General features: G+C 57.3%; 22 protein-coding genes. 7 read left to right on the forward strand and 15 right to left on the reverse strand.

Features of this window, described 5'->3' with window-relative positions:
- The first annotated feature begins 188 nt into the window (after positions 1-188).
- A complete protein-coding gene (locus D0544_RS09465) occupies positions 189-1,298 on the forward strand; it encodes an NHL repeat-containing protein (RefSeq protein WP_125015697.1) in 1,110 nt (369 codons plus the stop codon).
- Between the two features lie 33 nt (positions 1,299-1,331).
- Here D0544_RS09465 and D0544_RS09470 read toward each other — a convergent pair whose 3' ends face one another.
- Genes D0544_RS09470 through D0544_RS09480 form a run of 3 tightly spaced genes read right to left on the reverse strand, consistent with a single transcriptional unit; the run spans position 1,332 to position 4,434 of the window.
- Positions 1,332-2,384: an Lcl domain-containing protein gene (locus D0544_RS09470; RefSeq protein WP_125015698.1), complete on the reverse strand. Its 1,053-nt coding sequence runs from the start codon at positions 2,382-2,384 to the stop codon at positions 1,332-1,334.
- Entirely contained in the window at positions 2,381-3,103 is a 723-nt protein-coding gene (locus D0544_RS09475; RefSeq protein ID WP_125015699.1) for a tetratricopeptide repeat protein, read from the reverse strand. The genes D0544_RS09470 and D0544_RS09475 overlap by 4 nt, the downstream gene beginning before the upstream one ends.
- Before the next feature lie 23 nt (positions 3,104-3,126).
- On the reverse strand, positions 3,127-4,434 hold the full coding sequence (locus D0544_RS09480) for a cbb3-type cytochrome c oxidase subunit I (RefSeq protein WP_125015700.1): 1,308 nt from the start codon (positions 4,432-4,434) through the stop codon (positions 3,127-3,129).
- A 243-nt stretch (positions 4,435-4,677) separates the two neighbouring features.
- Between D0544_RS09480 and D0544_RS09485 the strand changes: the two genes are divergently transcribed.
- Positions 4,678-5,301: a GW dipeptide domain-containing protein gene (locus D0544_RS09485; protein WP_125015701.1), complete on the forward strand. Its 624-nt coding sequence runs from the start codon at positions 4,678-4,680 to the stop codon at positions 5,299-5,301.
- 143 nt (positions 5,302-5,444) lie between these two features.
- Entirely contained in the window at positions 5,445-5,732 is a 288-nt protein-coding gene (locus D0544_RS09490) for a c-type cytochrome (protein ID WP_125015702.1), read from the forward strand.
- A 98-nt stretch (positions 5,733-5,830) separates the two neighbouring features.
- On the opposite strand, the gene D0544_RS09495 is transcribed toward D0544_RS09490, so the two are convergent.
- Positions 5,831-6,178, reverse strand: coding sequence for an SEL1-like repeat protein (locus tag D0544_RS09495; protein ID WP_125015703.1), 348 nt, complete (start codon positions 6,176-6,178; stop codon positions 5,831-5,833).
- 215 nt (positions 6,179-6,393) lie between these two features.
- Here D0544_RS09495 and D0544_RS09500 point away from each other — a divergent pair, with 215 nt between their 5' ends.
- Positions 6,394-7,035, forward strand: a complete 642-nt coding sequence (locus tag D0544_RS09500) for a hypothetical protein (RefSeq protein ID WP_125015704.1) — start codon at positions 6,394-6,396, stop codon at positions 7,033-7,035.
- Positions 7,036-7,095: 60 nt separating this feature from the next.
- Here D0544_RS09500 and D0544_RS09505 read toward each other — a convergent pair whose 3' ends face one another.
- The 6 genes from D0544_RS09505 to D0544_RS09530 all read right to left on the reverse strand — a co-directional run bounded on the left by D0544_RS09505 (position 7,096) and on the right by D0544_RS09530 (position 18,547).
- Positions 7,096-8,091, reverse strand: coding sequence for a response regulator (locus D0544_RS09505; protein ID WP_125015705.1), 996 nt, complete (start codon positions 8,089-8,091; stop codon positions 7,096-7,098).
- A 28-nt stretch (positions 8,092-8,119) separates the two neighbouring features.
- Complete coding sequence (locus tag D0544_RS17405) at positions 8,120-9,586, reverse strand: sensor histidine kinase (protein ID WP_164880889.1); 1,467 nt, start codon at positions 9,584-9,586, stop codon at positions 8,120-8,122.
- A gap of 272 nt (positions 9,587-9,858) precedes the next feature.
- Positions 9,859-11,133 (reverse strand): c-type cytochrome biogenesis protein CcmI, encoded by a 1,275-nt coding sequence (gene ccmI / locus D0544_RS09515; RefSeq protein WP_125015707.1) that lies wholly within the window; start codon positions 11,131-11,133, stop codon positions 9,859-9,861.
- A gap of 52 nt (positions 11,134-11,185) precedes the next feature.
- Positions 11,186-15,403 (reverse strand): EAL domain-containing protein, encoded by a 4,218-nt coding sequence (locus D0544_RS09520; protein WP_125015708.1) that lies wholly within the window; start codon positions 15,401-15,403, stop codon positions 11,186-11,188.
- A 59-nt stretch (positions 15,404-15,462) separates the two neighbouring features.
- Positions 15,463-16,074 (reverse strand): hypothetical protein, encoded by a 612-nt coding sequence (locus D0544_RS09525; protein WP_125015709.1) that lies wholly within the window; start codon positions 16,072-16,074, stop codon positions 15,463-15,465.
- A gap of 187 nt (positions 16,075-16,261) precedes the next feature.
- Positions 16,262-18,547 (reverse strand): sensor domain-containing diguanylate cyclase, encoded by a 2,286-nt coding sequence (locus D0544_RS09530; protein WP_125015710.1) that lies wholly within the window; start codon positions 18,545-18,547, stop codon positions 16,262-16,264.
- Between the two features lie 251 nt (positions 18,548-18,798).
- On the opposite strand from D0544_RS09530, the gene D0544_RS09535 reads away from it, so the two are divergent.
- Complete coding sequence (locus tag D0544_RS09535; protein ID WP_164880890.1) at positions 18,799-19,671, forward strand: c-type cytochrome; 873 nt, start codon at positions 18,799-18,801, stop codon at positions 19,669-19,671.
- A 63-nt stretch (positions 19,672-19,734) separates the two neighbouring features.
- On the opposite strand, the gene D0544_RS09540 is transcribed toward D0544_RS09535, so the two are convergent.
- From D0544_RS09540 to D0544_RS09555, 4 genes are all read right to left on the reverse strand, one after another.
- Positions 19,735-21,234 (reverse strand): ethylbenzene dehydrogenase-related protein, encoded by a 1,500-nt coding sequence (locus D0544_RS09540; RefSeq protein WP_125015712.1) that lies wholly within the window; start codon positions 21,232-21,234, stop codon positions 19,735-19,737.
- 201 nt (positions 21,235-21,435) lie between these two features.
- A complete protein-coding gene (locus tag D0544_RS09545) occupies positions 21,436-21,633 on the reverse strand; it encodes a DUF1289 domain-containing protein (RefSeq protein ID WP_125015713.1) in 198 nt (65 codons plus the stop codon).
- Positions 21,634-21,635: 2 nt separating this feature from the next.
- Complete coding sequence (locus D0544_RS09550) at positions 21,636-22,178, reverse strand: gamma carbonic anhydrase family protein (RefSeq protein ID WP_125015714.1); 543 nt, start codon at positions 22,176-22,178, stop codon at positions 21,636-21,638.
- 58 nt (positions 22,179-22,236) lie between these two features.
- Entirely contained in the window at positions 22,237-22,854 is a 618-nt protein-coding gene (locus D0544_RS09555; protein WP_125015715.1) for an NUDIX hydrolase, read from the reverse strand.
- A gap of 218 nt (positions 22,855-23,072) precedes the next feature.
- Here D0544_RS09555 and D0544_RS09560 point away from each other — a divergent pair, with 218 nt between their 5' ends.
- Positions 23,073-23,396, forward strand: coding sequence for a DUF3135 domain-containing protein (locus tag D0544_RS09560; RefSeq protein ID WP_125015716.1), 324 nt, complete (start codon positions 23,073-23,075; stop codon positions 23,394-23,396).
- Positions 23,397-23,496: 100 nt separating this feature from the next.
- A complete protein-coding gene (locus tag D0544_RS09565; RefSeq protein ID WP_125015717.1) occupies positions 23,497-24,042 on the forward strand; it encodes an NUDIX hydrolase in 546 nt (181 codons plus the stop codon).
- On the opposite strand, the gene D0544_RS09570 is transcribed toward D0544_RS09565, so the two are convergent.
- Positions 24,043-24,354 carry a YqfO family protein gene (locus D0544_RS09570; protein WP_125015718.1) on the reverse strand — a complete coding sequence of 104 codons (312 nt, stop codon included), beginning with the start codon at positions 24,352-24,354 and terminating at the stop codon, positions 24,043-24,045.
- Between the last annotated feature and the right edge of the window lie 5 nt (positions 24,355-24,359).

Here is a 24,359-nt window from a genome sequence, read left to right on the forward strand (position 1 = left end):
GGCTCGGGTGCCTGACGGCCACCAACGGTGCAGGCAAAAGCCATCAGAAAGGTATATATTTTGCTTCTGAAACCAGACGAAGGGATCCAGGCTCACACCAGCCCCTGCCGCGGAGCTCGGCACATAACTCTATTCGGTTCGCACGCCGACAACGTCACACCAGTTATTAAAAAAGGATTCGCTTTTTCATGCTTGACCATACCAAAGCAAGATTATTGCTAGTACTTGCCCTCACAGCATTGACGGGGTGCGTTGGACTGCCCCAACAGCAGAAGTCCGACTTTGTGAAGCCTGTTTACCCATCGCCACCCGATGAGGCCCGCTTCTATTGGCAAGAGATGCTTACTTCAAGCGCCGATGTTGAGCTTGAAGAAGAGGACAAGGCAATGGAACGTTGGTTAACCGGTACCAACAGGCAAGCCACAGGGCTTGGCAAGCCTTTTGATGTCAGCGTCTACCAAGGCAAAGCCTATGTATCGGATAACGCCCGAAGAGAAATCGTCGTCTTTGATCGGGCAGGGCATAAATTCCAGCGCATCGGAACAGAAGACGATGCCAAATTTCGCCAACCTTTTGCCATTGACCATGATCTGGCGGGCAATCTCTATGTGATCGATGGCGGCCTGAAACAGGCACTGATCTTCGATGCTGAGGGCAACTATGTTAAACGCCTGGGCAGCAAGGAGATGTTTGACCGCCCCTCGGGGATCGCAGTATCCCCCGATGGCAGCAGGCTTTTCATTGTGGACACCGCAGGTGTCTCTTCCCCCAACCACCGGGTGCGCGTTTTCAACCCGGTTAGCGGTGAACATCTGTTCGACTTTGGCACACGTGGGACCGAGCCGGGGCAATTTAACCTGCCCAAAAACGCAGCCTATGGAAGCGACGGTCTGCTGTACGTCAACGATAGCGGTAATTTCCGCATCCAGGTGTTTAACCCGGAAGATGGCTCCTTTATCCGCAGCGTGGGCAGCATCGGTAGAACACGGGGAAACTTTGCTCGCCCCAAAGGGATCGCCATTGACCCCGCAGGCAACCTCTATGTTGCCGATGCGGCCTTCGGAAACTTCCAGATTTTTAATCCCGATGGGCAGCTGCTGATGTTTGTTGGGGGGCGGGGGGCCGCTGGCGGGCCCGGGCAGTATATGCTACCGGCCGGTTTGGATGTTGACGAGGACGGCCGAGTGTATATGGTCGACCAGTTCTTTTCCAAGGTGGAAGTTTTCCGCCCCGCCGCAGTCGGTGAGGATGAGGGTTACTTTAAGGTGCTTAAGGAACGAGTCAAGCGAGAGGAATAATCGCCGCCGGGCGGCAGACGCTGCCGCCCTTTCCTACCACCACTTCTGCACCCCCGGGTAAAGTTCACTGTGACAGCGCTCGCAGCTGTTGGGGCTGAAAGCGACACGGCCATGGCAAGCACCACAGTGCTGGCCGGTATAGATACTCTGCATACTGATATCGGCGGTACCGGTTTTGGTCTCGAAAAACTGGTCATGGCAGTTCTCGCAGGCCAGCCACATGCTGTGCAGCTTGTGGGGAAAGCGCACCCAGGGCATCCCCTGGGTATCCTTAAAAATAATGGTGTGGTCCCATACCGCCATCTCCACCTGGTCCCCCTCGCGGGTGGTTCGCGGCTCGATGATGCCGTCGAGGAGCACTTTCGCCCAATCGACCTGATCACGGGTATCCAACGGAAAGCCGAGGGTGGCCTGGTCATAACGCTGCAACAGGGTAAGGTCGGGGTTTTCGATGTCGTGGATACCATCATTTCTGGCGGCAATCTCCTCCTCTTCCGCTGAGCGCGGCTTTGCCATCGTTCGGCCGTCCAGCTTGGGCGCCTCACCCTTAACCAGGCGCACATAGTAGCTGTAATTGGTTTTCAGGTCGGTCCCCAACTTGCCGCTACTGAAGTCGATTCTCCAGACATAATCCGGGTTGGAGGAAAGCTCGCTGGAGCTCCAGAAGGGCCAGGCCGGGGCGTTGGGAAAGAGTTCCAGGTTAATGGCCGGCTTTTGGCAACGCGATTCAACCAGGGTTTTCAGTTCGGAGATGCTCGGCATTCGCCATTGATGCTTCTGGGAAGGGTCATTAAGGCGGGCGACCATAGCCTTGGCGCCCTGCCAGGAGAACCAGGACTTGACCTGCTTGCGCGGAGCCTCCCGGCAGGTGGTACCATCCCAGGACTGGCCAACGGCGCAACGCTTCCACAATAGACCCGTTACCCTGTCACGCACCGTACCGTCATCAAAGATCGCAAAACGCTCCGTAGGAGTACTGGCCCGTCCGCTATCCACACATTGTTGCTGCTCCGCTGCGCTCAACCCACCGGCCACGCAGGTCAGGGCACCGCAGAGCCCCCCTATCAGTACCCGTTTACCAATCATCCGCGCTCTCCTGCCGGGCCGGTATCGGCTCTATCGGAGGGTGTGGCCGCCTCCCTCTCCTCGGTCAATCGTTTCGCATCCTCCTCCACTCGCTTCAGGGTGGGTACGATCACCTCATCGATGAAGCGCTCATCCGCTCCCCTCGAATCCTCAGCAGTCCGCCAACGTTCAATCAGTTGGTGCGCATTCAGTCGATACGCATCCGCATCATCAGCACGGTGCTCATAGGTTACCATGGCCCCGATCGCCTGGGGATAAAGCTCAAGGCCCGCATAGGCCAGGGCCATACCGTAGTAAGCGTTAAGCTGGGAGGGATCAAGCTCGGTCGCCACAATAAAGAAATCCTTGGCAGCACCCCACCGCTCCAGGCCAAGCAGGGCAAAGCCCATATTGGTATGGGCTTCGGGCATCTCAGGATCCATCTCGATCACCTTATGTAACGCGACAACCGCCAACTCATACTGCTTGGCGTGCAACATCAGCACAGCCTGTTGAAACGCCAGTTGCAACTGCTTGAGGTGAACATGCGCCTCCAGATCCATGGGCTTGTCTGCCGTTTCAACAGCCGCCTCCTCTAACGGCGCCTGCGGCGGTGCCAACCGTTTTTCGGGGAACGACTCTATCAGCAGGGCCACCAGGCCAATTACCCCGAACACCCCCAATAACAACAGGGGTCTGCGCTGGCGCCAGGAGGAGCGCCTTGTACTTCCAGTGTTCAATCAACTCTCCTTTAACTTCAGCTCTAGGTATGTCGACTCGAAAGGTCAAAAGATGACGATCGATTTCTTAAAAGCAAAAAAAGAATTCCCACAAAAAGGAAAACCGCCGCGATTGCGGTCAGCCCGCCCACCCCCATCAGGGTCATGGACATCTGTTCTGACCACTCATCCAGCAGGTGTCCTTTGACCGTCACCTTGCGCCCTACCCCCAGATAACCGGATAGCGCCAACCCCATCACCATCAGCATCACGCCGACCGCATAGAGGCGCAGCTGATGCATTGACCAGCGGGCAACGGCTTCTTTACGCTGCAACCAGGCGTAGCCAAGCCCCATCAGCGCAAGGTTTATCGCCCCCGTGGTGGCGTGGTAATGGGCTGGTACCATTAAATTATCGCCACGAATAATGGCCCCTACCAGCAACCCCACGACGAACAGCGCCAGCGATCCGGGAAACACAACACGCATCACAGGGCTGAATGCGGCGCGTTCACGCCATACCTGCCAGGCGATAAAGGGAACCGCCAACCAGCTCCCCCAGCGCATCAGCTGGGTGAAGTAATCGCGATACTCTGCAGAACGCGGATCCATGGTAAGCACCGGCCACAGTGACGACAAGGCAGCGAGCACCGGAAGCATCAGTACAAGCAGCGTTGTTGAGCCAGCCAGGGCCGTACCGCCCATCAGTCGCAACCATACGGCAACCAACAGCTGGGCGTATAGGATCTGGGCCAAATGCCCGCCTCCCCAGAACAGCAGTTCAAAATAGGTTTCAGGGGGCAGGTCCCGAGGGAGGGACCAGACCGCAGCCACCACCGTCATCAGGGTCAGCGCCAGCAGCAGAACAAGCGAAAAGAGACTAAGGTCCAGCGCAGAGAGCTGCCGGTGGCAGCGGAAAAGATGGGCAACACACCAGCTTCCCCCCTGTAACACCAAGGCAGCCATAAAGCACTTGAGCCCCAACAGAAACAGGGGGTGATCAATGACCGGCACGTAATTGCTGAGAATCGGGGTGGCGGGCAGGGTACCGGCCAGCAACAACATCAAGGCCCCGCACCCACCCAGGGTTACAGAAACCAGGGACCACCTGCCAAGGGAGGAGGAACGCTCACTCCAGAGGAAGCCGACGCAGGCGCCAAACCAGATCAGGACCGCCATATTGACGTGCAACACCAGCGTGCTGCGAAACAGGTTTTCATCAGCCAGAAAGTGGCCTGGAAAGGGCATACGGCTGACCACCAACACTACGGCCAGCAGGGTGGCAACGAAAAAAGCCAAAATGCCAAGCAGCAACCAGGCAGGGGCAACCAAAGAGGAATAACGCTGACTCAAATAAACTCCGATACCGTTCGAGACAACCAGGGCACTAAACACACTCAAATAGCGTGCCACAGCCCGCCAAAGGGTATATTACTTGCATAGTTCGACAGCCGTTTCTTACTCTGGGTTCACCAAAAGTGGCACTCCGGAAGAAACCAACATGGCGGTGCCTGCGTACCCGCATATGGTACACTAGAGACCGTCAATGTGCTCCGGGAGTTACCCTTTGGAGCGATCCAGCTATCAGGAATTATTATGATCAAGACATCCTACATCTTCATTGCCGCCGCCGCCGCGTGGTTTGCCACCACCGCCGTTATCGATACCACCCCGGCGCCCTCCCATGAAACCGCTGCTCACCCGTCCACAGCAGCTGCAGCACACCCTGCTCTCCCCGCAGGCTTCAACCAGGGCACCGTCGTTGAGGCCCTGAATGCAGGTGGCTACACCTACGCCCAGGTCAACACCAACGGCCAGCAGCTGTGGATTGCCGGTCCCCAGACCGCGGTTCAGGCTGGCCAGAATATCTCCTGGGGCCAGGGCGCGGTCATGACCAACTTCACCTCCAAGTCCCTCGGCCGGACCTTTGACCAGATTCTGTTTGTCTCCAGCTATATGACCGACGAGCAGCTGGCGGCCCGTGAAGCCTCCACCTCTCGCGGAAAAGTGCTGGCCGTGCAGGAAGCGGGCGGTTACAGCTACATGGAGGTGGACACCGGCGCCAAGACGGTGTGGGTTGCCGCGCCGGCCATTCAGGTAAAGGTGAATGACACCGTACAGTGGGGCTCTGCCTCCGAGATGCACAACTTCACCAGCAAAAGCCTGGCGCGCACGTTTGACAGCATTCTGTTTGCAGCCGCTGTTAGCGTTGCCAACTAGACGAGTCTCGACCATCGTCCTATATTGATTGCAATCAAACGATGATCAACTAGGCTAGCTTAAAGGGGCAGCTTGGCACATTAGCTGCTATAGTGATCCGCCACCGAACAGCGTGGCTAACCTAAAACGAAAAGGTAGAACTGATGAAAAAAGTAATTGCTAGCGCTGCAGCTCTGCTGCTGTCCACCTCCGTATTCGCAGCTGACGGAAAAGCTGTTTATGAAAAAGCGTGTCAGGTATGCCACGCCGCCGGAGTCGCCGGTGCCCCCGTTTCGCACGATGCTGCGGCCTGGGCTCCCCGTCTAGCGCAAGGCATGGATGCTCTGCTGGCCAGCGTTAAGAACGGCAAGAATGCAATGCCGGCTGGCGGCATGTGCGGTGACTGCTCTGACGATGACTACAAAGCAGCCATCGAGTTCATGAGCAAGTAACTCTGCCCATCGCGGTCGATCTTTTTCATCGGCCAACAAAAAGGCCGCCTTACCGAGGCGGCCTTTTTTTGTGCCCTGGATTCCCAAAGCCTGGAAGCTCAGGGCAAGCTGTAAGCCTCAATATACTGGCTGGCACGTAACTGCGCTTCCTGCAGGGCCTCACCGGCGAGCTGCTTGTCCAACTCCTTCAGCAGAGGCTCTGCCTCTTCAACACCCTGCGCCAATGCAGTTTTCAGCCATGCGTACGCCTCTATATCATCCTTGGGAATCTCCTCCCCGAGCATATAGAGCTCTCCGATCGTGAGCTGGGCGTAAGGGGAGCCCTGCTCCGCCATAGGCAGGTAATAGCCCAGCGCCAGGTTTTCCTCTGCGATGGCTAAAGGCGCCACCAATACCGCTAGGGACACACTCACTCCGGCGATCAGCTGTCGACACGCTTTTCTCATTGACTCGATCCTGTTCTGATTAGATAGCGCCCATATTTTGTGCACAAGCCGCGTTTAAGGCAACCGTTTTCCTGCAGGCAAGGCAGTCCATACAGGCCTGTGCCAGCCAGATCACATAAACGCGATAACCACCTCAACTGTCGGCGTCAGGGTAGTATTTGCAATCCCAGCCAGTATACTCAGTCGATAGCACACAAACCATTGAGAAGGATTTTATGAAGCGGACACTGATTGCGATAGGGATCGCCTTTATCACCCTGCTCACCGGATGCGCCACCTCCCAGGTAACCTCAGAGTGGAAGGATCCTGACTTCTCAGGCCCACTTACCCATGTACTGATTATCTCTACCGCCAAGGAGACCCGTGACCGGCGAATGGTCGAGGACCGCTTTGCACGCATGTTCACCGAAAGGGGCATCAAGGCAACCACCTGGTATCAGGCGAGCGGCAAGCCCGAGGTGAGCGACATCAATAAAGAGGCGGTTATCAGCGCAGCCAAACGAATTGGCGCCGACAGCGTGATGGTTTCCCGGCTGGTGGGCACTGAGGAGGGGCAGGATTACATCCCCCCTCGTACGGAGGTGAGCGCCCCCTTTGACTACTACGACCGAGCCAACCGCGGCTTTGATCGGGACTACCCCTCACTCTACAGCTATACACAGACCGGCGGATACTACGTGGACTACACCGTATTCAAGCTTGAGTTCAACCTCTACGAGATGAAAAACAAGGAGCTGGTGTGGTCAATCCTCTCGGAAGCTTTCGACCCCCAGAGCCAGATGACGCTGCTTGAAGAGCTCACAAAACAGGTTTCCAGCAGCCTCGAAAAAGGCACCCTCATTCCGCCTCAAAAATAGCGGGACAGCGCCCACAAAAAAGCCCGGGAAACCGGGCTTTTTTGTGCTTGTCTCAGCGCATTAACGCCAAAGGCTTCCCAGCCTCCGCACCCGCTTCAGCATGCTGTCAAACATACCGGGGCTCACCTTTGGCAACACCTCCTGGTCAGCCGCCTGCTCAGCAGGAGCCGCTTCAGGGTCAGGCGACGTGCGCACCTCAACCACCTTATGCCGCCGCTGCAGCGCGGGGTTGGTGTGAAGCAGCCGATGCTTGCGCAAAGCCGACTCAACGTTGATCCTGCACTGAGCCGCCTTGATCGGCTTGCTCATAAAGCGGTAGATCTGCCCCTGGTTGATCAACTCGATGATGATGTTTGCGTCCTCCTGCGAGGTCATCACTACCGAGACAATTTCGGGATAATGGCGCTTCAACAGCTTGATCAGAGTGGTGACATCCCCGCTCCCGATACTGACTTCGGAGATCACCACCCCTACCGGATTGCTCTCCAACAGGCTCATGGCATCATCCATTGAGCGCGCAAACAGCAGGTTGTGGGTCGTGCCTAGCACCTCCTGCAGCTGATTACAGGCGGACTCATCATCATCGATCACCAGGATATTACCCGACTCAACCACTGCGGACTGAGCCCCCAGGGAGGGGCCATCAGCTACAGCCTGCTCGGGCACTATTTCGGGGGAATTAAGGGCAGTATTGGCCGCCTCTTCAACCACGCTACGAATCTGGCTATTCACCCAGGGCTTGTGCACAAAGCGGTAGATCTCACCCTCGTTCACCGAGTTGACCACCGCCTTGTAGTCCGAGTAGCCCGTCAATAGAAGGCGCATGGTGCCGGGAGAGATCACCTTAATCTGGTTAAGCAGTTGGGTACCGGTCATGCCCGGCATGCGTTGATCGCTAACAACCACATCGGGCTTGAAGGTTTTGACTTGCTCAAGGGCCTCCTGGCCACCTTCTGCAACCGCCACATCGTACCCTTTTCTGAACAACCACTTCAGTGCGTGCAGAATTTTAGGTTCGTCATCCACAAACAATATTCTTGCGCGTCGAGTTACCATATTCTCACTCCTGACATCATTGATGCCCTTAGTTAGGCAGGTCAGCCACAGGCAGGCGAACAGTGAAACAGCTGCCCTCGCCAACGACCGTTTTAACGGTCAAGTCACCACCATGCTCAGCAATGATCTCCTTGCAGATTGAGAGACCCAGGCCGGTCCCCTCACCCTCACCCTTGGTGGTATAGAATGCATCGAAGATGTGCTCCAGGTCTTCCGGCTTGATGCCAGGCCCGTTGTCTTCGACATCGATCACGACATTATTGCCTTCCATACGCGAGCGGATCGTCATCTTGCCCTCATCACCCAGCGCCTGACCGGCATTGATCATCAGGTTCATCAACACCTGATTGATCTGGGATGGCATGCAGGCCACCGGATAGATCTCACCCAGATCCTGCTCGAACTCAATGGTGGTGGCGATGGAACTGCGGGCGATATAGAAGACATTCTTGATTGCATCGTTCAGGTTGTACTCACTGACCTTGGCACGATCAATACGGGTGAAGTTCTTCAGGTTAACGACCAGATCGCGCATCTGCTCTACACCACTGAGGGTTGAGTCGATCAGCTCTTCCACCTCGCTCAACTCCATCGCCTCATAGTTATTGATCTCTGAGGCATAACGCTGCTTATCCAGCTTGACCAGCACTTCGGGCTGGTCACTCTTGCCCGCCAGCTGGATCAGGCGAGAACCCCAGCGGTGGGGCAGTTCGATCTCCTCCAGCACCTCCCGCATCATGGAGACGTTACTTCCCACAAAGGCCAGGGGGGTGTTGAGTTCGTGGGCCACCCCCGCCACCATACGACCGAGGGAGGCCATTTTGTCGGAGTTCGCCAGATGCCCCTGGGCACGGGTGTTCTCTTCGGCCTGCTCCTTGATGATGTTGTTGGCACGCAGCACGATCAAAAACAGCGCAACATAAAGCAGGATGGAGAGGCCGATAACAGACCCCAGCACCAGATACTTGGTTTCATCGATATGGTCGATCAACGGGGTCATGTCGGAGTAGATCTCGAATACCCCTACCAGGTTGCCGTCGGCGTAGAGCGGCACGTAGCTGGAGATAACGTCACGATCCTCTACCACCTGCTCGAAAGCACTGAAGGTGTCTCGGTGAGTCAACTCACTCGCCGGACGCTCGCCTACCGCCGACAGGTAACCGGCGTTCTTGCTTTTGTCATCTCCAATCTGGGCGGCCTCCGTGGAGAAGACGGTAAGGCCCTCTAGATTGAATACTTTCACTTTAAGTGCGTTGGTACCCGCCATCATCCCCTGCACGAGGCCGTAAAGATGAGGCTGCTCGGGGGCGTTTTTTAACTGCTCACGGGACAGGGTTGAGGCGCGGTTCACCAGAGGTTCGAACTCCGCCCACAACGAGTTGGCAAACGCCTTGGCCAGGTTGACGTTACTGCTTTCTGCCTGGGCCACCAGGTTATCCAAAGCGGTCCGGTTCTGCAGATAGGCCAAGCTACCAGCGACAATCGAAAATGCCACCAGACTCGTTAATAGGAAGTAACGGACTAGATGAAAACGCATAGTTTAAGTGCCTCAAGTTACGCCGATCATTATTCCTAATGGCTGCAGATTGTCTGCGGCACTCCCGGCACGGGCACAAGCACAGTGTATGGCACCAAATGGCGGGAGCCGTACGCGACTTCGGCTAACGTCGCATACGACTAGCATAAAGCAAAAAGCGAACCATGAACTGGTTCACACTCTAAATAAGGAGACAACCCCAGCAAAAGTGACCGGATTCACACTTTGAGTCAGGGGACAACCGAATCAATATTGACCTGGATCACTTTTTCACCCATCTCGGACAGGGTCATAGGGCTGGTAACGCCCCTCAGATCACCAGATTTAGTACCTGCGGTTCCCGATTTTGAGAGTGTCGCGCTCAGCAGCAACGCCTCCCCGGAGTCCACTATGACCCCCTGGGTCAGCAGGTTACGATCATCGATCGATACCAGGGTAGGCAACTGTCCCGCCTGCAAGCGAACAGCCGCCAGCGGCATGGGGGGGCCATCGGCGCGCTTGAGGGCGACAAACACGGTGCTGGAGCCATCAACCTGCTCCAGCAGGCCTGGGTCAATTTCAACCAGAACCTTCAGGGGCTTGTCACCAAACACACCCTGCCCGCTAGCAGCAGCTGCCGACGCAGGCGACGAGGAAGCGGCGGCCGGTAACTCTCCACCGGAGCCTGCCAGCTGCTGGCGAGCCATTTCAATCGCCTGCCGGATACCCTCTTCACTCATGCCAGGGCGAATATTGGTCAGCATTCTCTCCCAACGCATGACCGCATCCGCGAAGTTCCCGCTGTCATAGGCGATCATACCCAGCAGGCCGTTCAAACCCGGATCCATGTCATCATCGGCGAGCGCCTGATCGATAATTGCCTGGATCTGCGGTGTCACCTGGTTACCACTACCGAAGTAAAGGGCCTGCGCCTTTTGCGCCAAAATCTCTGCGTGCTCCTTGCCCAGAATCTGGCTTACCCGGTCAAAGGCTTCTGCCGCTTGCTCATACCGACCGATCGCCGTGTAGGTACGCCCCAGGGTAAACCAGCCCTGGGAGTTATTAGGATCGGCCTCAAGCTCCTGCAACAATGCAATGGCCATCCCCTCCATGGAGCCCTCTCCGTGGGGATTCGCCGCTTCGGCCTGGGGTGGGAGAGTCAACAGGTCACTGGCCCCCAGTTTGAGGTACAGACCGTAGCTGGAGAGAGGTAGCAGCACCAGTACCAGGGCAGGCAATACCCAGCGAGCCCCCTCGTGGCCGGCCTTTTTAGCCACCACCATGGCATCATCTTCCAGCAACGCCCGTTGCTGTTCCAGCTGCAGGCGGGCAAACTCCTTGTCGTCGATCTTGCCCTCTGCGCGATCCGCCTCCAGCTCCGCCATCCGCTCGCGGTAGACCGCAACGTTAACCGCCGATTCATCCAGCACATCGGCATCCGCCTTTGTTGACCGCATCAGAGGAACCAGCACAAAACCCAGTGCAACAACAACCATCAGCACCGTAATCAACCAAAACAGAAACATGGATACCCCGCCCGTTCTATTGAGATAAAAGCCTAAGAATCAGCAAGGGATTCTATATGATAAAATTGAGGGATGCGCGCTTATCGTCCCACTCTCTCATCAGCTGCTCGAAATCTGTGAGACCCAGTGGCTTACTGAACAGGTAGCCCTGCAGATAATCCACCCTCATGCCGCTAAGCAACTGGTACTGCTCTGCCGTTTCGACCCCCTCAATGACCGTTTGCAGGTCCAGCGCTTCCGACAGTGCCGCCACCGCCTTGACGATCTGTCGATCATCCTCGCTGGTGTGCAAGTTGGTAATGAAGGCTCGATCCACTTTGAGATAATCAACCGGAAAACGCTTCAGGTAGCCCAGCGAAGAGTAACCCGTGCCAAAGTCATCAATGGAGAATTTGACCCCAAGTTTGCGGATTTTATCCATCAACTCCAGCACCCGGTGATCATCCTCGAGAATCATTCCCTCGGTGATTTCAAGGGTGATGTAACTGCGTGAAACATCGGCCTTTTTCAGGATTGACAAAATCTCCTTGGCGGTTTCAGGGTCATGAAACTGCCGGGGTGACACATTGACCGAAACCCTGATCGGCTCCCACCCGTTTTGTAACCACTGCTGGATCTGCTGGCACACCCTGTTCAGGACCCAGTTGCCGATACGCAGAATCTGCCCGCTCTCCTCGGAAAAGGTGATGAAGCCATCGGGGTAGACCATGCCCCGCTCGGGGTGGTTCCAGCGCACCAGCGCCTCGGCACTGGCCAGCTTGCCAGTGCGGGCCGAAACAATGGGCTGGTAGTGCACGCAGAACTCATCGCGTTCGATGGCGTTGAACAGCTCCGCCTGCAGCTGCCGGTGCTGGACAACCAAGGCGTTCATCTCTGGCGTGAAGAAGCGATAGCCATTACCACCATCGGCTTTAGCACGGTACATCGCGCTTTCGGCATGACGCAGCAGCTCCCGCACCGTTTCGGCCGGGTCGCTGGAGGGCTGGACATCCGAGGGGAAGATGGAAATGCCGATACTGCCGGTCATATGGCAGACCTCACCTTTGATGGTGTAGGGTTCAGCCACCTGCTCCAGCAACTTACGCGACAGTTTGGCGATCTTGTCCGGATTCTCCACCTTGGAGAGTATCACGGCGAACTCATCGCCCCCGAGGCGGGACAACTTGCTTTCGCCAAGGCACAACCTCAGGCGCCGACTCACCTCCAGCAGCAGCTCATCTCCACGGTTATGGCCGAGGGTATCGTTGATCCATTTAAAGCGATCCAGGTCGATCATCAACACCGCCACCTGGGTACCATTGCGATAAGCCTTGAGCAGGGCATCGGACAACAGGGTAAAGAACAGGTGCCGGTTGGGCAGGTCGGTCAGGGCATCGTAGTTTGCCTGGTGGAAAATCAGCGACTCGTTCTCCTTGCGCCGGGTAATATCGCTGAACACCGCCACGTGGTATTTGACGCTCTGGTCGTTTTCCCGCAACACCACGATCGACAACCACTCGGGGTACACCTCTCCGTTCTTGCGCCGGTTCCAGATCTCCCCCTCCCAGTGGCCAAACCGATCCAGGGATTCCTGCATCTGGCCATAAAACTCGGGGCTTTGCCGGCCCGAACTCAGCAGGCCCGGATTGCGGCCAATCACCTCTTCGGCGGTATAGCCGGTAATGCGGGTAAAGGCCGGGTTGACGGTTACGATGCGGTTTTCGGAGTCGGTCAGGATGATCGCCTCACTGGTCACATCAAACACGGTTTCAGCCAGTTTGAGACGGGACTCCTGCTGCTTGCGCAGGGTCAGGTCCTCTTTCAGGGCCACATAGTTGACCGGGGTGCCCTGATCATCCACCAGCGGGTAGATGGAGACATGCTCCCAATATTCGCGCCCATCCTTGCCACGGTTAACCATATCACCATGCCACTCACGACCGCTGGTGATCTCCCCCCACATCGCCCGATAAAAGGCGTCGTCCTGCTTGCCTGACTTAAGTATGTTCGGGTTCTGGCCAATCACCTCGGTGGCACTGTAGCCGCTGATCTCACTAAACACCGGGTTCACGTACTCAATCACACCACTGGTGTCGGTAATCACAACCGATACCGGACTCTGCTCGACCGCCTGCAAGACCTTGCTGTAACTATCCTGCTGCCGCTGGCGCTCCATCTCCGCTGACGCCCTGACGGCAAATATCTTGAGCAGGGACTCGATCTCCTTGGGCTTCTGGATCACATTACGCCCAAGCAACACCAGCAAGCCGCAGTGGTTGCCCTCACTGTCAACCAGCGGCGTCCCTACGTAGCTCTCCAGCTGCATCTCTTCCAGCATTTTGTCTTCGGGGTAACGATTGATCACCCCGGAATCGACATAGCACATCTCACTCCTGAGCACATCCTCGCAGGGGGTACCCGCAAGCTCATAGACAAAATTGCCAACCGGTCGACCATCCTCGTAGCACACCAGGGTTCTCGCCTCGTTCCTGGCCTCATCCACGGTGGCGATAAACGCGATGTCCATACCACTGAGGCTGGAGAGATAGCTGAGCAGGGAGTGGAAAAAGTCCTCACCTATCTTGCCGGAAACCCCCTCGGCAATCTGACGCAGGCGCTGCTCCTGCTGTTTGCTTTCGGTAATATCTTCACAGATACCATCGATGCCCAGCAGTTTACCCTCATCATCATAGCGCGCACGGTCAAAGTGACGGAGGTAGCGCACATCCCCGGTCTCGGCATGCAATATCCTGAACTCACCCTCCCGGCTCTGCTTGCCCTCAAAGGCCCAGGAAAAGGCCTTCAGTGCCTGCCCCGAAGCGGTTCCGGTGACGGAGAAACTCTGGCGATCCAGCACATCAAAGATATTGAGGAACTCATCTGCCGGGACCCCAAAAATGCGGCTGACCGAGGGACTGATGTACTCGACATCGCCGTCAGGCAGGTTGACCCGGTACACCACCGAATCGATTCCCTCGATCATCTCCCGATAGCGCTGCTCGCTGCTGCGCAGAGCCAGCTCGCTGTTCTTGCGCTCGGTACTGTCCCGCGAGACGCCGATGTAGCCTAAAACATCGCCCCGCTCGTTTCGGTAGGGCAGCTTCAGGGTGTCGAGCAGCCGCTGCTGGCCGCCGATGCGCACCCACTCCTCATCGCGCCGCGGCTCCTGGCGCCGCCTCAACTCATAATCGATCTCATGAAAGTAGTTGCCCGGCTGGCGCTGGAACAGCTCGCCATCGGTATGCCCAATGATGGCGGTAATGGGCTGGCCAACGTAGTCGGAGAAAGCCCGGTTGCAGCCCTGGTAAACCCCCTTGATGTCTTTGAAGTAGATCATGTCGGGAATCGAGTTGATCAGGGAGCTCAGGCGAGCCTCTCCCCGCGCCAGCTGTTCGGTGGTCTCCACCAGCTCGGCTGTGCGCCGCTGCACCTCACGGCGCAGTAGCCGGGGGGCCTCCAGCAGGGCAAACACAACCAGGCCCAGCAGCAGCGCGAGGAGCGCCCCCAGCGGGAGCAGATGACGGCTGAAGGGATCATCAATTAGCCAGCCTCCCTTGGGGTAGGCCGCCAGTTGCCAACTGCCCCAGGGAAGCTCGACGTTCTGTACCAGCGCCTCTTTCTGGAACACCGAAAGGGGGCCAAAAAACACCTCACCATCGGCACCACGGGCATCCTTACCCCGCAGCGAGAAGTGGATGGGGCCATCCTCAAGCAGGCCGGCCTCACTCAGGAGAGGTTCAACATCCAGCACCATGGTTGCAAACCCCCAGAAAGCAGGCTCCCCATGTCGGTTGTGGTAGATCGGCAGGCGCGCAACCACCCCCTCCCCCCCCTGTAAGAGGGGGAAAGGGCCCGCCAGCACAAACGCCCGCTCCTTGATGGTTCGTAGCACCGCCTCCTTACGGACCGCGTCACCCAGCAGGTTGTGCCCAAGCACATTTTCATTGCCCTCGATCGGGTAGACGTAGGTCACCACGGCGTCGGGGGCCAGTTGCAAGCTGCGCACCCCGTCAACACGGCCGTAGAGCTCGGCGGCGAAGGTCCTGAATTTGGGGTCGGTCAGGGTGTACAGCTGGGTTTTTGCGAAGGCCGCCAGCCCCTGCACCAAAGCAACACGACGGTTAACCGCCGCCTCCAGCAGCGCGTGTTTTTTGCTTAACTGCTCAACCACCTGGCTGCGGAACTCATTACGGTGGGTCTGCCGGTCAAGATTACTCAGCCAAACAACAGCGGACAGTATCGCAACAAAGGTCGCGATCGCGATCACTAACGACAGTAATCTGTATCTCATACTAGACCCAAGATTCCTTTTAACCGAGACGCTGAGATCATTAACAGGCTCCCATGGTCTCAGGCCTCACACAGTTGAGGGCAACGGTGACAGTGCCAGCCAAAAGCCCCGATCGGCCTGACCGACTGTCCCTCTCGAGATTCGTTATTGAACTCTGAGTGAATACAAAATTCCCGCTTCATCCGCAGGCGCTCGACAATATCCCGCTTTGCCCTGAAGCTGAGTCCCCGTAGCATCGACTCTACCGAGGCGGGCATCAGTACCTCGTAGACAGGGCCATGAAGATCGAGCAGCAGGACCTCCAACCCCATGGAACGGCAGATCGTTTGCGCAAAGGAAAACTTGCAGTCGCTCACCCCCAGGACCTGTTCGGGAAGCCACTCCAGATGAAGCATCAAAGAGCCCTTCTGCAAAGAGGCCAGTTTGTACTTGCCATACGTGAGCGTCCGGGGTCCCCCCCCCACTCCCTCGATCATCTCGGGTAACACCTGATGAAACTTCAGCATCAGGTGGCGATCTTCCTGGAAGCGCCCGTCCGCCTGGTATCGACCGATGCGCGGGGCTTGCTGTAAACCGGCCATCAGGGTTTCCAGGTCACAGTAGCCCTCCTCGGGCCGCTGGGCCTGCTCAGCAACCAGAAAGGGTACATCTACGAGTTCGGGCTCAATCATTCAGTCCTCTCCTGCCTACGGATTAAATCCCAGAAGCGTCCTATTCGACCCGCCGGACAGCGAGCCTTCCGCCCCATTCAGCATCACGACTAGTCACCAAACGATGACAAAACAGCGCCACCCCTATAAGCGGATAGCAAAGAACCAACAATCCTGCAATAAATACGCCACTTGCCAAAACCTCCCTTTAGTTGCTGTTTTTAACCGCTTCTTCAGCCTCCGCCAGACAGACGCAGTTCCTTCCTGACTCTTTTGCGCGGTATAGAGCCTGATCTGCGCGCTTGATCATGTCATCTTCGGTAGTGCCTTCCAGAAACTGGGAAACACCAAAGCTGCAGGTGATCCTGGGGTGGGTCTCATCGTGCTCAATGGCCAGCCGCAAGCGTTCACAGATCACCAGGGCGTCCGCCTCGCTCGATTTGGGCAGCAGCAGCACGAACTCCTCCCCCCCCCAACGACCAATGCTGTCCACCGCCCGCAGCATGTTTGATGCGCAGTCAGCCACCCGCTGAATCACCTCATCCCCAACATCGTGGCCAAAACTGTCGTTGACCTGTTTGAAATGGTCGATATCAAAAATAACGAACGTAAAGCCGCCGCCGTAGCGCTGGCTGTAGTGAAGTTCCTTGCGCAGCTCCTGCTCGAACCGGCGCCGATTCCACAACCCGGTCAGGCTGTCGGTGGTCGCGAGCCGCTCCAGCTCCTTCTCGAGTTCCTTACGGCGCGTGATATCTTCGAAGGTGGAAACAAAGTAGAGCGTCTCCCCATCCTCGTCACGCACCGCCGTGATGGTGATCCACTCGGGGTAAATATCGCCATTTTTGCGTTTATTCCAGACTTCGCCGCGCCAGTACCCCTGATCCAGTATCGCCTGCCACAACTGCTGGTAGAAGGTGGCATCATGGTAACCCGACTGCAGCATTCTGGGATTCTCTCCCACCACCTCCTCGGCGGAGTAACCGGTAATACGGGTAAAGGCTCCATTCACTCGCTGGATGGAACCTGACGGATCCGTCACCACCACCCCGACGTTGGTCTCAAAGGCAGCCGCAGCCAGCTTCAGCTCCCGCTCCTGCTTTTTCTGCTCCGTAATATCGACGTAATGGGAGACATATTTGACGATCTCACCCTTCTCGCCCCGCACCGCACTGATCAACAGCAGCTCGGGGAACACCTCACCGCTCTTGTGGCGGTTCATGACCTCGCCCTTCCAGAACCCCTGGGTTTTGAGCGACGACCACATGGAGGCGAAGAACGCTTCATCATGACGCCCGGAGTTCAGGATGCTGATTTTTCTCCCGATCACTTCATCGGGCAGGTAGCCGGTGGTGCGCCCGAAGGCACCATTGACCGCCTCGACACGGCCCTCGGCATCGGTAATGCAAATAGCTTCATTGCTTTCAAACACCCCCGACACCACATCCAGCATGCGCTTGCGCAGGGTACGCTGCAGCAGGCCGCCACTGATGTACCAGAACCACCCCATTGCCAGCAGGGTAAAGACCGCCGCCCCGCCGAGGACCACACGACGCTGGTAGGCCGTTGCCTCCTCAACCGTTGCATCGGAGATGTAGGAGAGCAGGTAACGTTTGCGCGTGTGTTCGGAGAAGCCGAGACTGCTGTTGCGAAACACCACCATCCCCCCGGGGATCTTGACGCTGCCACTGTCCAGCACCTGCATGCTACGCCACAGCAGCGGGTGATCCATTCCAAGGCTGTCGGACAGCCCCGACTCCGAAGGTATCGCCTGGCTGCCGATCACATAGTCGCCCTGGTCATCCACCATGGCGTTACTGTAAAAGCCGCTACCCAGCCCCTGATAGAACCCGCCCAGCATCTGCTCAGCACGCAGAGAAAGCACCAGCAGCCCGTCCCGCTGTCCCGAGAGGTCAACCACCGGTGTAATGGCCCGCAGTACAATCTGGGGGATGGTTTCACCCTGGGCAAGGTCGATCCGGGAGAAGTAGACCTCACCGACTTCGAGGGAGGCGGCATCCTCGACAAAATAACTTTCTCCCAGATAATCCAGCTGGCTACCGGCGAAGGCCCGGTTGTTGATCGCATCGTATTCAACCCGAACCATCTCCAACCCATAGGGGTCCAACAGGCTGATCTGGCTGTAACGCGCCTCAAACCAGGCGACCCCAACCCAATGGGTCTCCAGGGTTTGGCGGGACTGGATATCTCGCTCGGTAACGTAACTGAGCAGGGTGCTGTCCCGGGAAAGGGCCACCACCTCTTTAGCCAGGTTACCCAGACGCTCCGCCTCAAAGGCGGTATAGGCCTGCAGCTCCAGCTGGGCCGAGCGAACCAGGCGGTCGGTTTCGATCTTTTTCACCTGATTGAGGGCAAAATCGACCACCACCAGGACAACCACCACCAGCACCGCGCTCCAATAGATAAAGTCGCGCAATTGCTGGCGCTGGAGGTGACGGCGCTCCTCTAGGGTAAGTAGATGCTCGAAACTATTCATAAACGAGGGGAGGGCCCCCCTAAATCACGTCATGATACATGGTCAAACAATACAGGCTGATCCCCGGCGAAACAACCAAAGGCTTGGGCCCTGTAATAAAACAGCCATAAACCTCCAACGCCCTGTGATAAGAGCCCCAAGGCGGTGTTTAGGTTGATAAAAAATCGACCTCACTCTCCCCATCACCCTCCACAGGGTGTACCCTTAGGATCTGAATAATGCTTCGAATGAACATCCCGAATAGAGAGACCATGAGCTATCCTCGCCCCCTCCTGATTGCCGCCATTACCGGCTGTATAGGCGTCAGCCAGCCGCTGAGCGCAGCCGACAGCCACACCGCCGACTCCATGGACGGTCACACGATCTACCAGAACTACTGCTCCGTTTGCCACGGGGACAAGGGGAATGGTCAATCGCGGGCTACCGGCGGGCTATCCGTCCCCCCCCGTGACTTTACCTCCCTGCAGTCGGCCCAGGAGCTCACCCGGGAGCGCATGATCTTCTCGATCTCCTACGGGCGCCCCAATACCCCGATGACCAGCTGGATCAACCGTCTGGGCGAAGAGCGAATCGAGATTGTGGTGGACTATATCCGCAACACCTTTATGCCGCTCGACCAGCTCGCCGCCAACCGCGCAACGGATGAATCCACCCCGGCCGGGCACGATGACCACTCCGCCATGGGCCCTATGGACGGTGGTGACAACGACCACAGCTCCGGCGCCATAGGCGAGGAGCATGAACACGAGTTCAAGGTGGCTGATATGAGCCTGGGCATGCCGATGGGGCTCGAAGGCAAGGCAGCCTGGGGCAAGCTGTTCTACGACAGCACCTGCGCTAACTGCCATGGTACCGAGGGGGATGGAAACGGACCCCGTTCAACCTTCATCTTCCCCAAACCACGGGACTTCCACCACCCGGCGGCGCAGCAACAGCTCAACCGCCCCCACCTGTTTGATGCCATCGCCCAGGGTAGCCACGGCTCCGAAATGCCCGCCTGGGATAAAGTGCTGACCTACCAGGAGGTAGCCCACGTCACCGAATACGTCTTCACCGCCTTTATCCGCCCGGACCTGGCAGAGGACGCCGAAGGGGCACTGCAGTCAGAGCACAGCAAGCACTAACATTAATAGCGCGTTGCTCAGGCAAAAAAAAACACCGGCCTGACCGGTGTTTTTTTTGCTTCTTTACTGCCCAAAGGGGGTATAGCGGGTCTGCAACCAGGCGGCTATATCTTCCGCCTCCTGGGCCGTCAACGTGACATAGGGCATCAAGGCTGCCGGTGGCTGCTCATCCCACTTTTTAAGCTCATGTATCACATTTTGCTGGCGACTCGGGCGCAGGATAGAGGCCGCATTCAGGATAGCCTGTGCCGAGGTACGCTGGTTACGGGGGTAATCCCAGGTCTCTCCGTTAAAGGTCCCCTCGCCATTTTCACCGTGACAGGCGGAGCAGGCCTTCTCCTTGAAGAGTTGTGCGCCACGCTCAATATCGCCCCGCACCACCAGCTCATCCACAGGGGGAGGGGCATCCGCACCGGGGGTGAACTGGCGATCGTGCTGCTGGTCAGCGGTGACCAGTTTACGCTTCAACTCCAGGGTCCAGCGCCCTGTAGCCTCATCAAAACGGGCGTCGCTGTAGACATCGTTACGGCTTCCCTGACCCGGGGTGCCTATGTAGTAGGGCAGGGAAACCCCTTCAGCGAACTGCATATCCTCGGTAATCGGAATGAGGTCCGCCTCGACAAGGCGCTCGGTCCTGAAGCCAGGGATGGTGTAAGAACCCGATTCCAGGTCACCCCGGTGAACGTATTGCGGGCGGAACGGCTTGGTCAGGGCGTTATCGATAAAGGGCTCGTTGCCCTCATCACCTTTACGCCCGTTGTAACTTTCCAGGCCATACTCCACGCGGCCATCCCAGAGCGTATTCATGGGCAGGTGCCGGGTAGCGGTCCAGTGCCACAGGTCCGCGATATCACCCTCAACAGTGGTGTGCATCGCAGCCGAGCCATCGCCTATTCCCGCCTTGGCAGGGTCCCCACTCACGGCGAGGTTGGCATGGCAGTAGCCACCACACCCCTGGCCACCGCTTTTGAAGTTACCCTGACGATCCACCATCGGGAACATAAAGAAGGCGCGGTCCTCGCTTTCCACACCCTGCATACGGTCATTGCGGTTCACCGCCGTCGCCGCAGCGGTACCGGGCCGGAAAGGGGTAAGGGGCATGGGTACCCACTGTCCGCCCCTGTAGACCCAACGATTACGATTGATGGAGGCATCGCCGTTGGCATCCTCCCACTGCACCACAAAATAGAGGTACTCGCCGTCCCAGGCGGAGCCCAACAGGATGTCGGTGGGGGTCGCATCACGGTGATTGCTGAGGGGATAGTTATTCATCACCCGGGGCTTGATCAGGGTGAAGCGCGACGAGTCCCACTCATCAGCCACCCCGTCTGCAGTTATCTGGCCCGGTTCGACGCGGACCGACTGCACCGTCCTGGGGTGCTGGGAAGCTCCCGCCTCCCTGGGGGAAAAGTCGAGATACAGCAGGTTTTCCCCATAATGATTATGGGAGTTTTCGGTGATGGCCATGGAGAAATAGGTATTGGCCGGTCGCTCGGCGGCCCAGGCGATAGATGATGCCACCAACAGGGGGGTTAACAGCCCCGGTCCAACAATTTTTTTCATTCCACGACCCTTTTCATTCGATCCAAACGACTCTTTTAGGCTGCCACATCCCAACCCTGAGGGTGCGAGCCAAAGCTGTCGCCGTAGTTTGATAGAGTGGCTCGGGAGGTGCAAGTTCAAATAACCCTTCCCGCCCTCCCTGAGGCTTCAAGGCCGGACAACCGGTAACGGTCGGCATGGCCTCCTCCATTGAAACCGGGACTAGCGAGACCCCGCTAGGGATCTTCCCAGCTCCACGGCTCGCTGGTTGGCCATCCTGACCACCTGGCGCTTCTCCTCCTCTCCCATCTCCCGCCAACGCATAATCTCCTGATCGGTTCTGTAACAGCCGATACAGATATCCTCCTCATTCAAGGCACAGATACTGACACAGGGGGAGGCAACCGGAGACTTATCCATGGCTAAACATCCTTCTCAAAGCGTGGGTCAGGCTGGAGCTCTTTGCGGTAGCGCCGGGCGTTTTCGACGTAGTGGTGGGCACCCACCGCCAGCATCTGCTGCTGGCTTTCACTCAACTGCTTCACCACCTTGCCAGGCGACCCCATCACAACAGAGCCATCGGGAATCTCCTTACCTTCCGGCACCAGCGCATTGGCTCCGATAATGCAGTTTCTGCCAATCTTCGCACCGTTAAGTACCACCGCATTGATTCCGACCAGGGAGCCATCACCGATTTCGCAGCCATGCAGCATCACCTTATGACCAATAGTTACATTTTTCCCAACGGTCAGCGGAAATCCAGGGTCGGTGTGCAACACGGATCCATCCTGGACATTGCTGTTTTCTCCAATGGTAATGAGTTCATTGTCTCCACGGATGACGGCATTGAACCAGACACTGGCGTTGGCTTCGAGTCGGACCGATCCGATCAGGATCGCACTATCGGCCACATAGTATTCCTGGTTAGCGGTTTCTAGCTTACGCTCTTCCAGCTGATAGATCATAAGGCATCCTTAATAGAAAGATTGATTTGGAAAAGGTTAATAATGGGCGGTGGCCGCCTTAGCGGGTCAGGTTATCGGCACTGAGCTGGGGGACGTCGAGTGGAATATTGGCATCGAAGGCTACGTTTAACAGCTCCACCAACATAACCGCAGTCAGACCCCAGATCTGGTACCCCTCATACTCATAGGCGGGCACATGGTAGGTCTTTTGCTGAAATCGTATCGGGTCGGTGCGCAAGCGATTATCCTGCAGGAAAAAGGCCAGGGGTACTGAGAAGATGCTCTCGAGCTCATCCGGGTTGGGGTAGAGTTCCGCATCCGGCGGAATCATCCCGACAAAGGGCGTCACCTTGATACCAAAACGGGAAACCAGGGGGCCCAACTCGCCCAGATGCACCACACTCGAGGGCTCCAGACCAATCTCCTCGTGACTTTCACGCAGCGCGGTGTGCCACAGGTCCTTATCACCCGCCTCCCACTTGCCTCCGGGAAAGGCCACCTCGCCGCTGTGGGTCGATAGCTGGCTGGACCTCAGGGTCAACACCATCTCCAAAATCCCCCCCCGCTCCCGCAGGGGAATTAAAACTCCCGCCTCGGGCAACTCTGTATCGACCCCCCTTGAAAAAAGAGCGCGCGGCTGATGTTGCTGCATTCGGGCGGTCAATTGCTTGATCATGATGTCCTGCGATGAGAGCGGCAAAAACAGCGGCCACTTATCCGGTTCGGGGAGCCCCATTATTGCCAGAAGCTGGCGGGACTTCAATCTCCACCCCTCTGCCTTGAGAAATATCAACCAAGGGCACTTATAGCAAAACAGTCAAGTTCTTATGTATACAAGCGCAGATATGCTTTCTAGTATCTAGGGTAAGGCCAACCACAGTGCGGGAGGCAGTTTTGACCGACATACCCTCATTTGATGAGTTGATGCAGCTGGTGCAATCCGATCCCGAGCAGTTCGACGCCCTCAAGGCGCGGCTGATCGATCAGCAGATACAGGATGCCCCCCGGCATCTTCAATCCCGCTTGCGCAGCGTCCAGTTCCAGGCCGATATAAAGACTCGCAACAGTACCAACCCCGTCAGCCGTTGCGTTGTGCTCTCCAACCTGATGCACGAAGCACTCGACTCGCTGGGCGAGGTGATTAGTAACCCCTACGCCTACCTCCAAAACAGGGCCAACGTTTACCCCCTGAGGGCGAGTCGCTCCAGCCATCGCTAGCCTTGGCCGCTGTCCGGGCCCGAAGGGGTCTGGTTTCTGGCCGTTTCTTTTTTCTTATCTCCTTTTATACTGGAGTGGCTCGCGACTTAACGGGGGAAGCATGAAGTTTTGCAGTCAATGTGGCGCGTCGGTTCGCCTCACCACCCCCCCGGGGGACAACCGGCCCCGCTACGTCTGTTCCAGCTGCCACCTGATCCACTATCAAAACCCAAGGATCGTCACCGGCTGCATCCCCATCTATGGTGATAAGGTATTGTTGTGTAAACGCGCCATCGAACCCCGCTACGGATACTGGACCCTACCGGCCGGCTTTATGGAAAACGGAGAGAGTTGCGAAGAGGGGGCCACCCGGGAAACCCTTGAAGAGGCCTGTGCTGAGGTCAGGGAGCTGCAGCTTTATACGATGTTCAGCCTCCCCCATATCGACCAGGTGCACCTCTTCTATCTGGCACAGATGAGCTCTGAGAACTACGCGGCTGGTACGGAAAGCCTTGAGGTCCAGCTGCTTTCCGAGCAGGAGATCCCCTGGGATGAGCTCGCCTTTCCCACTATCGGGCGCACCCTGCGCCACTTCTTTGCCGACCGGCAACACAACCACTTCCCGGTGCGCTCCGAAGCCCTGCTGAGACCAGTGCGCGCCAACTGACTAGAAGTCGGCCAGGGGCCACACCTCGTAGGCGGGAGTCTCATAGGGGTGGGCCTGCCTGAGGGCCGCCACCGCCGTGGCTATGCAATCATCAGCACAGACCATCTCCACCTTGAACTCGGGCACCCGTTCCAGCACACCCGGGCTTCCGGTGAAGGGGTCCGCCCCGGCCAGGGGCATGAACTGCCCCTCACCCCGGATTTGCCAGGCACAGCGGGCATAGTCCCCGAGGGTGCCGGCACCGGCCGCAAACAGCGCCTCTTTCACCGCCTCAAGGTGGCTTTCAGGCACGAAGAATGCAATCTTATACATCGCTG

The sequence above is a fragment of the Aestuariirhabdus litorea genome, from assembly GCF_003864255.1.
Taxonomy (GTDB): domain Bacteria; phylum Pseudomonadota; class Gammaproteobacteria; order Pseudomonadales; family Aestuariirhabdaceae; genus Aestuariirhabdus; species Aestuariirhabdus litorea.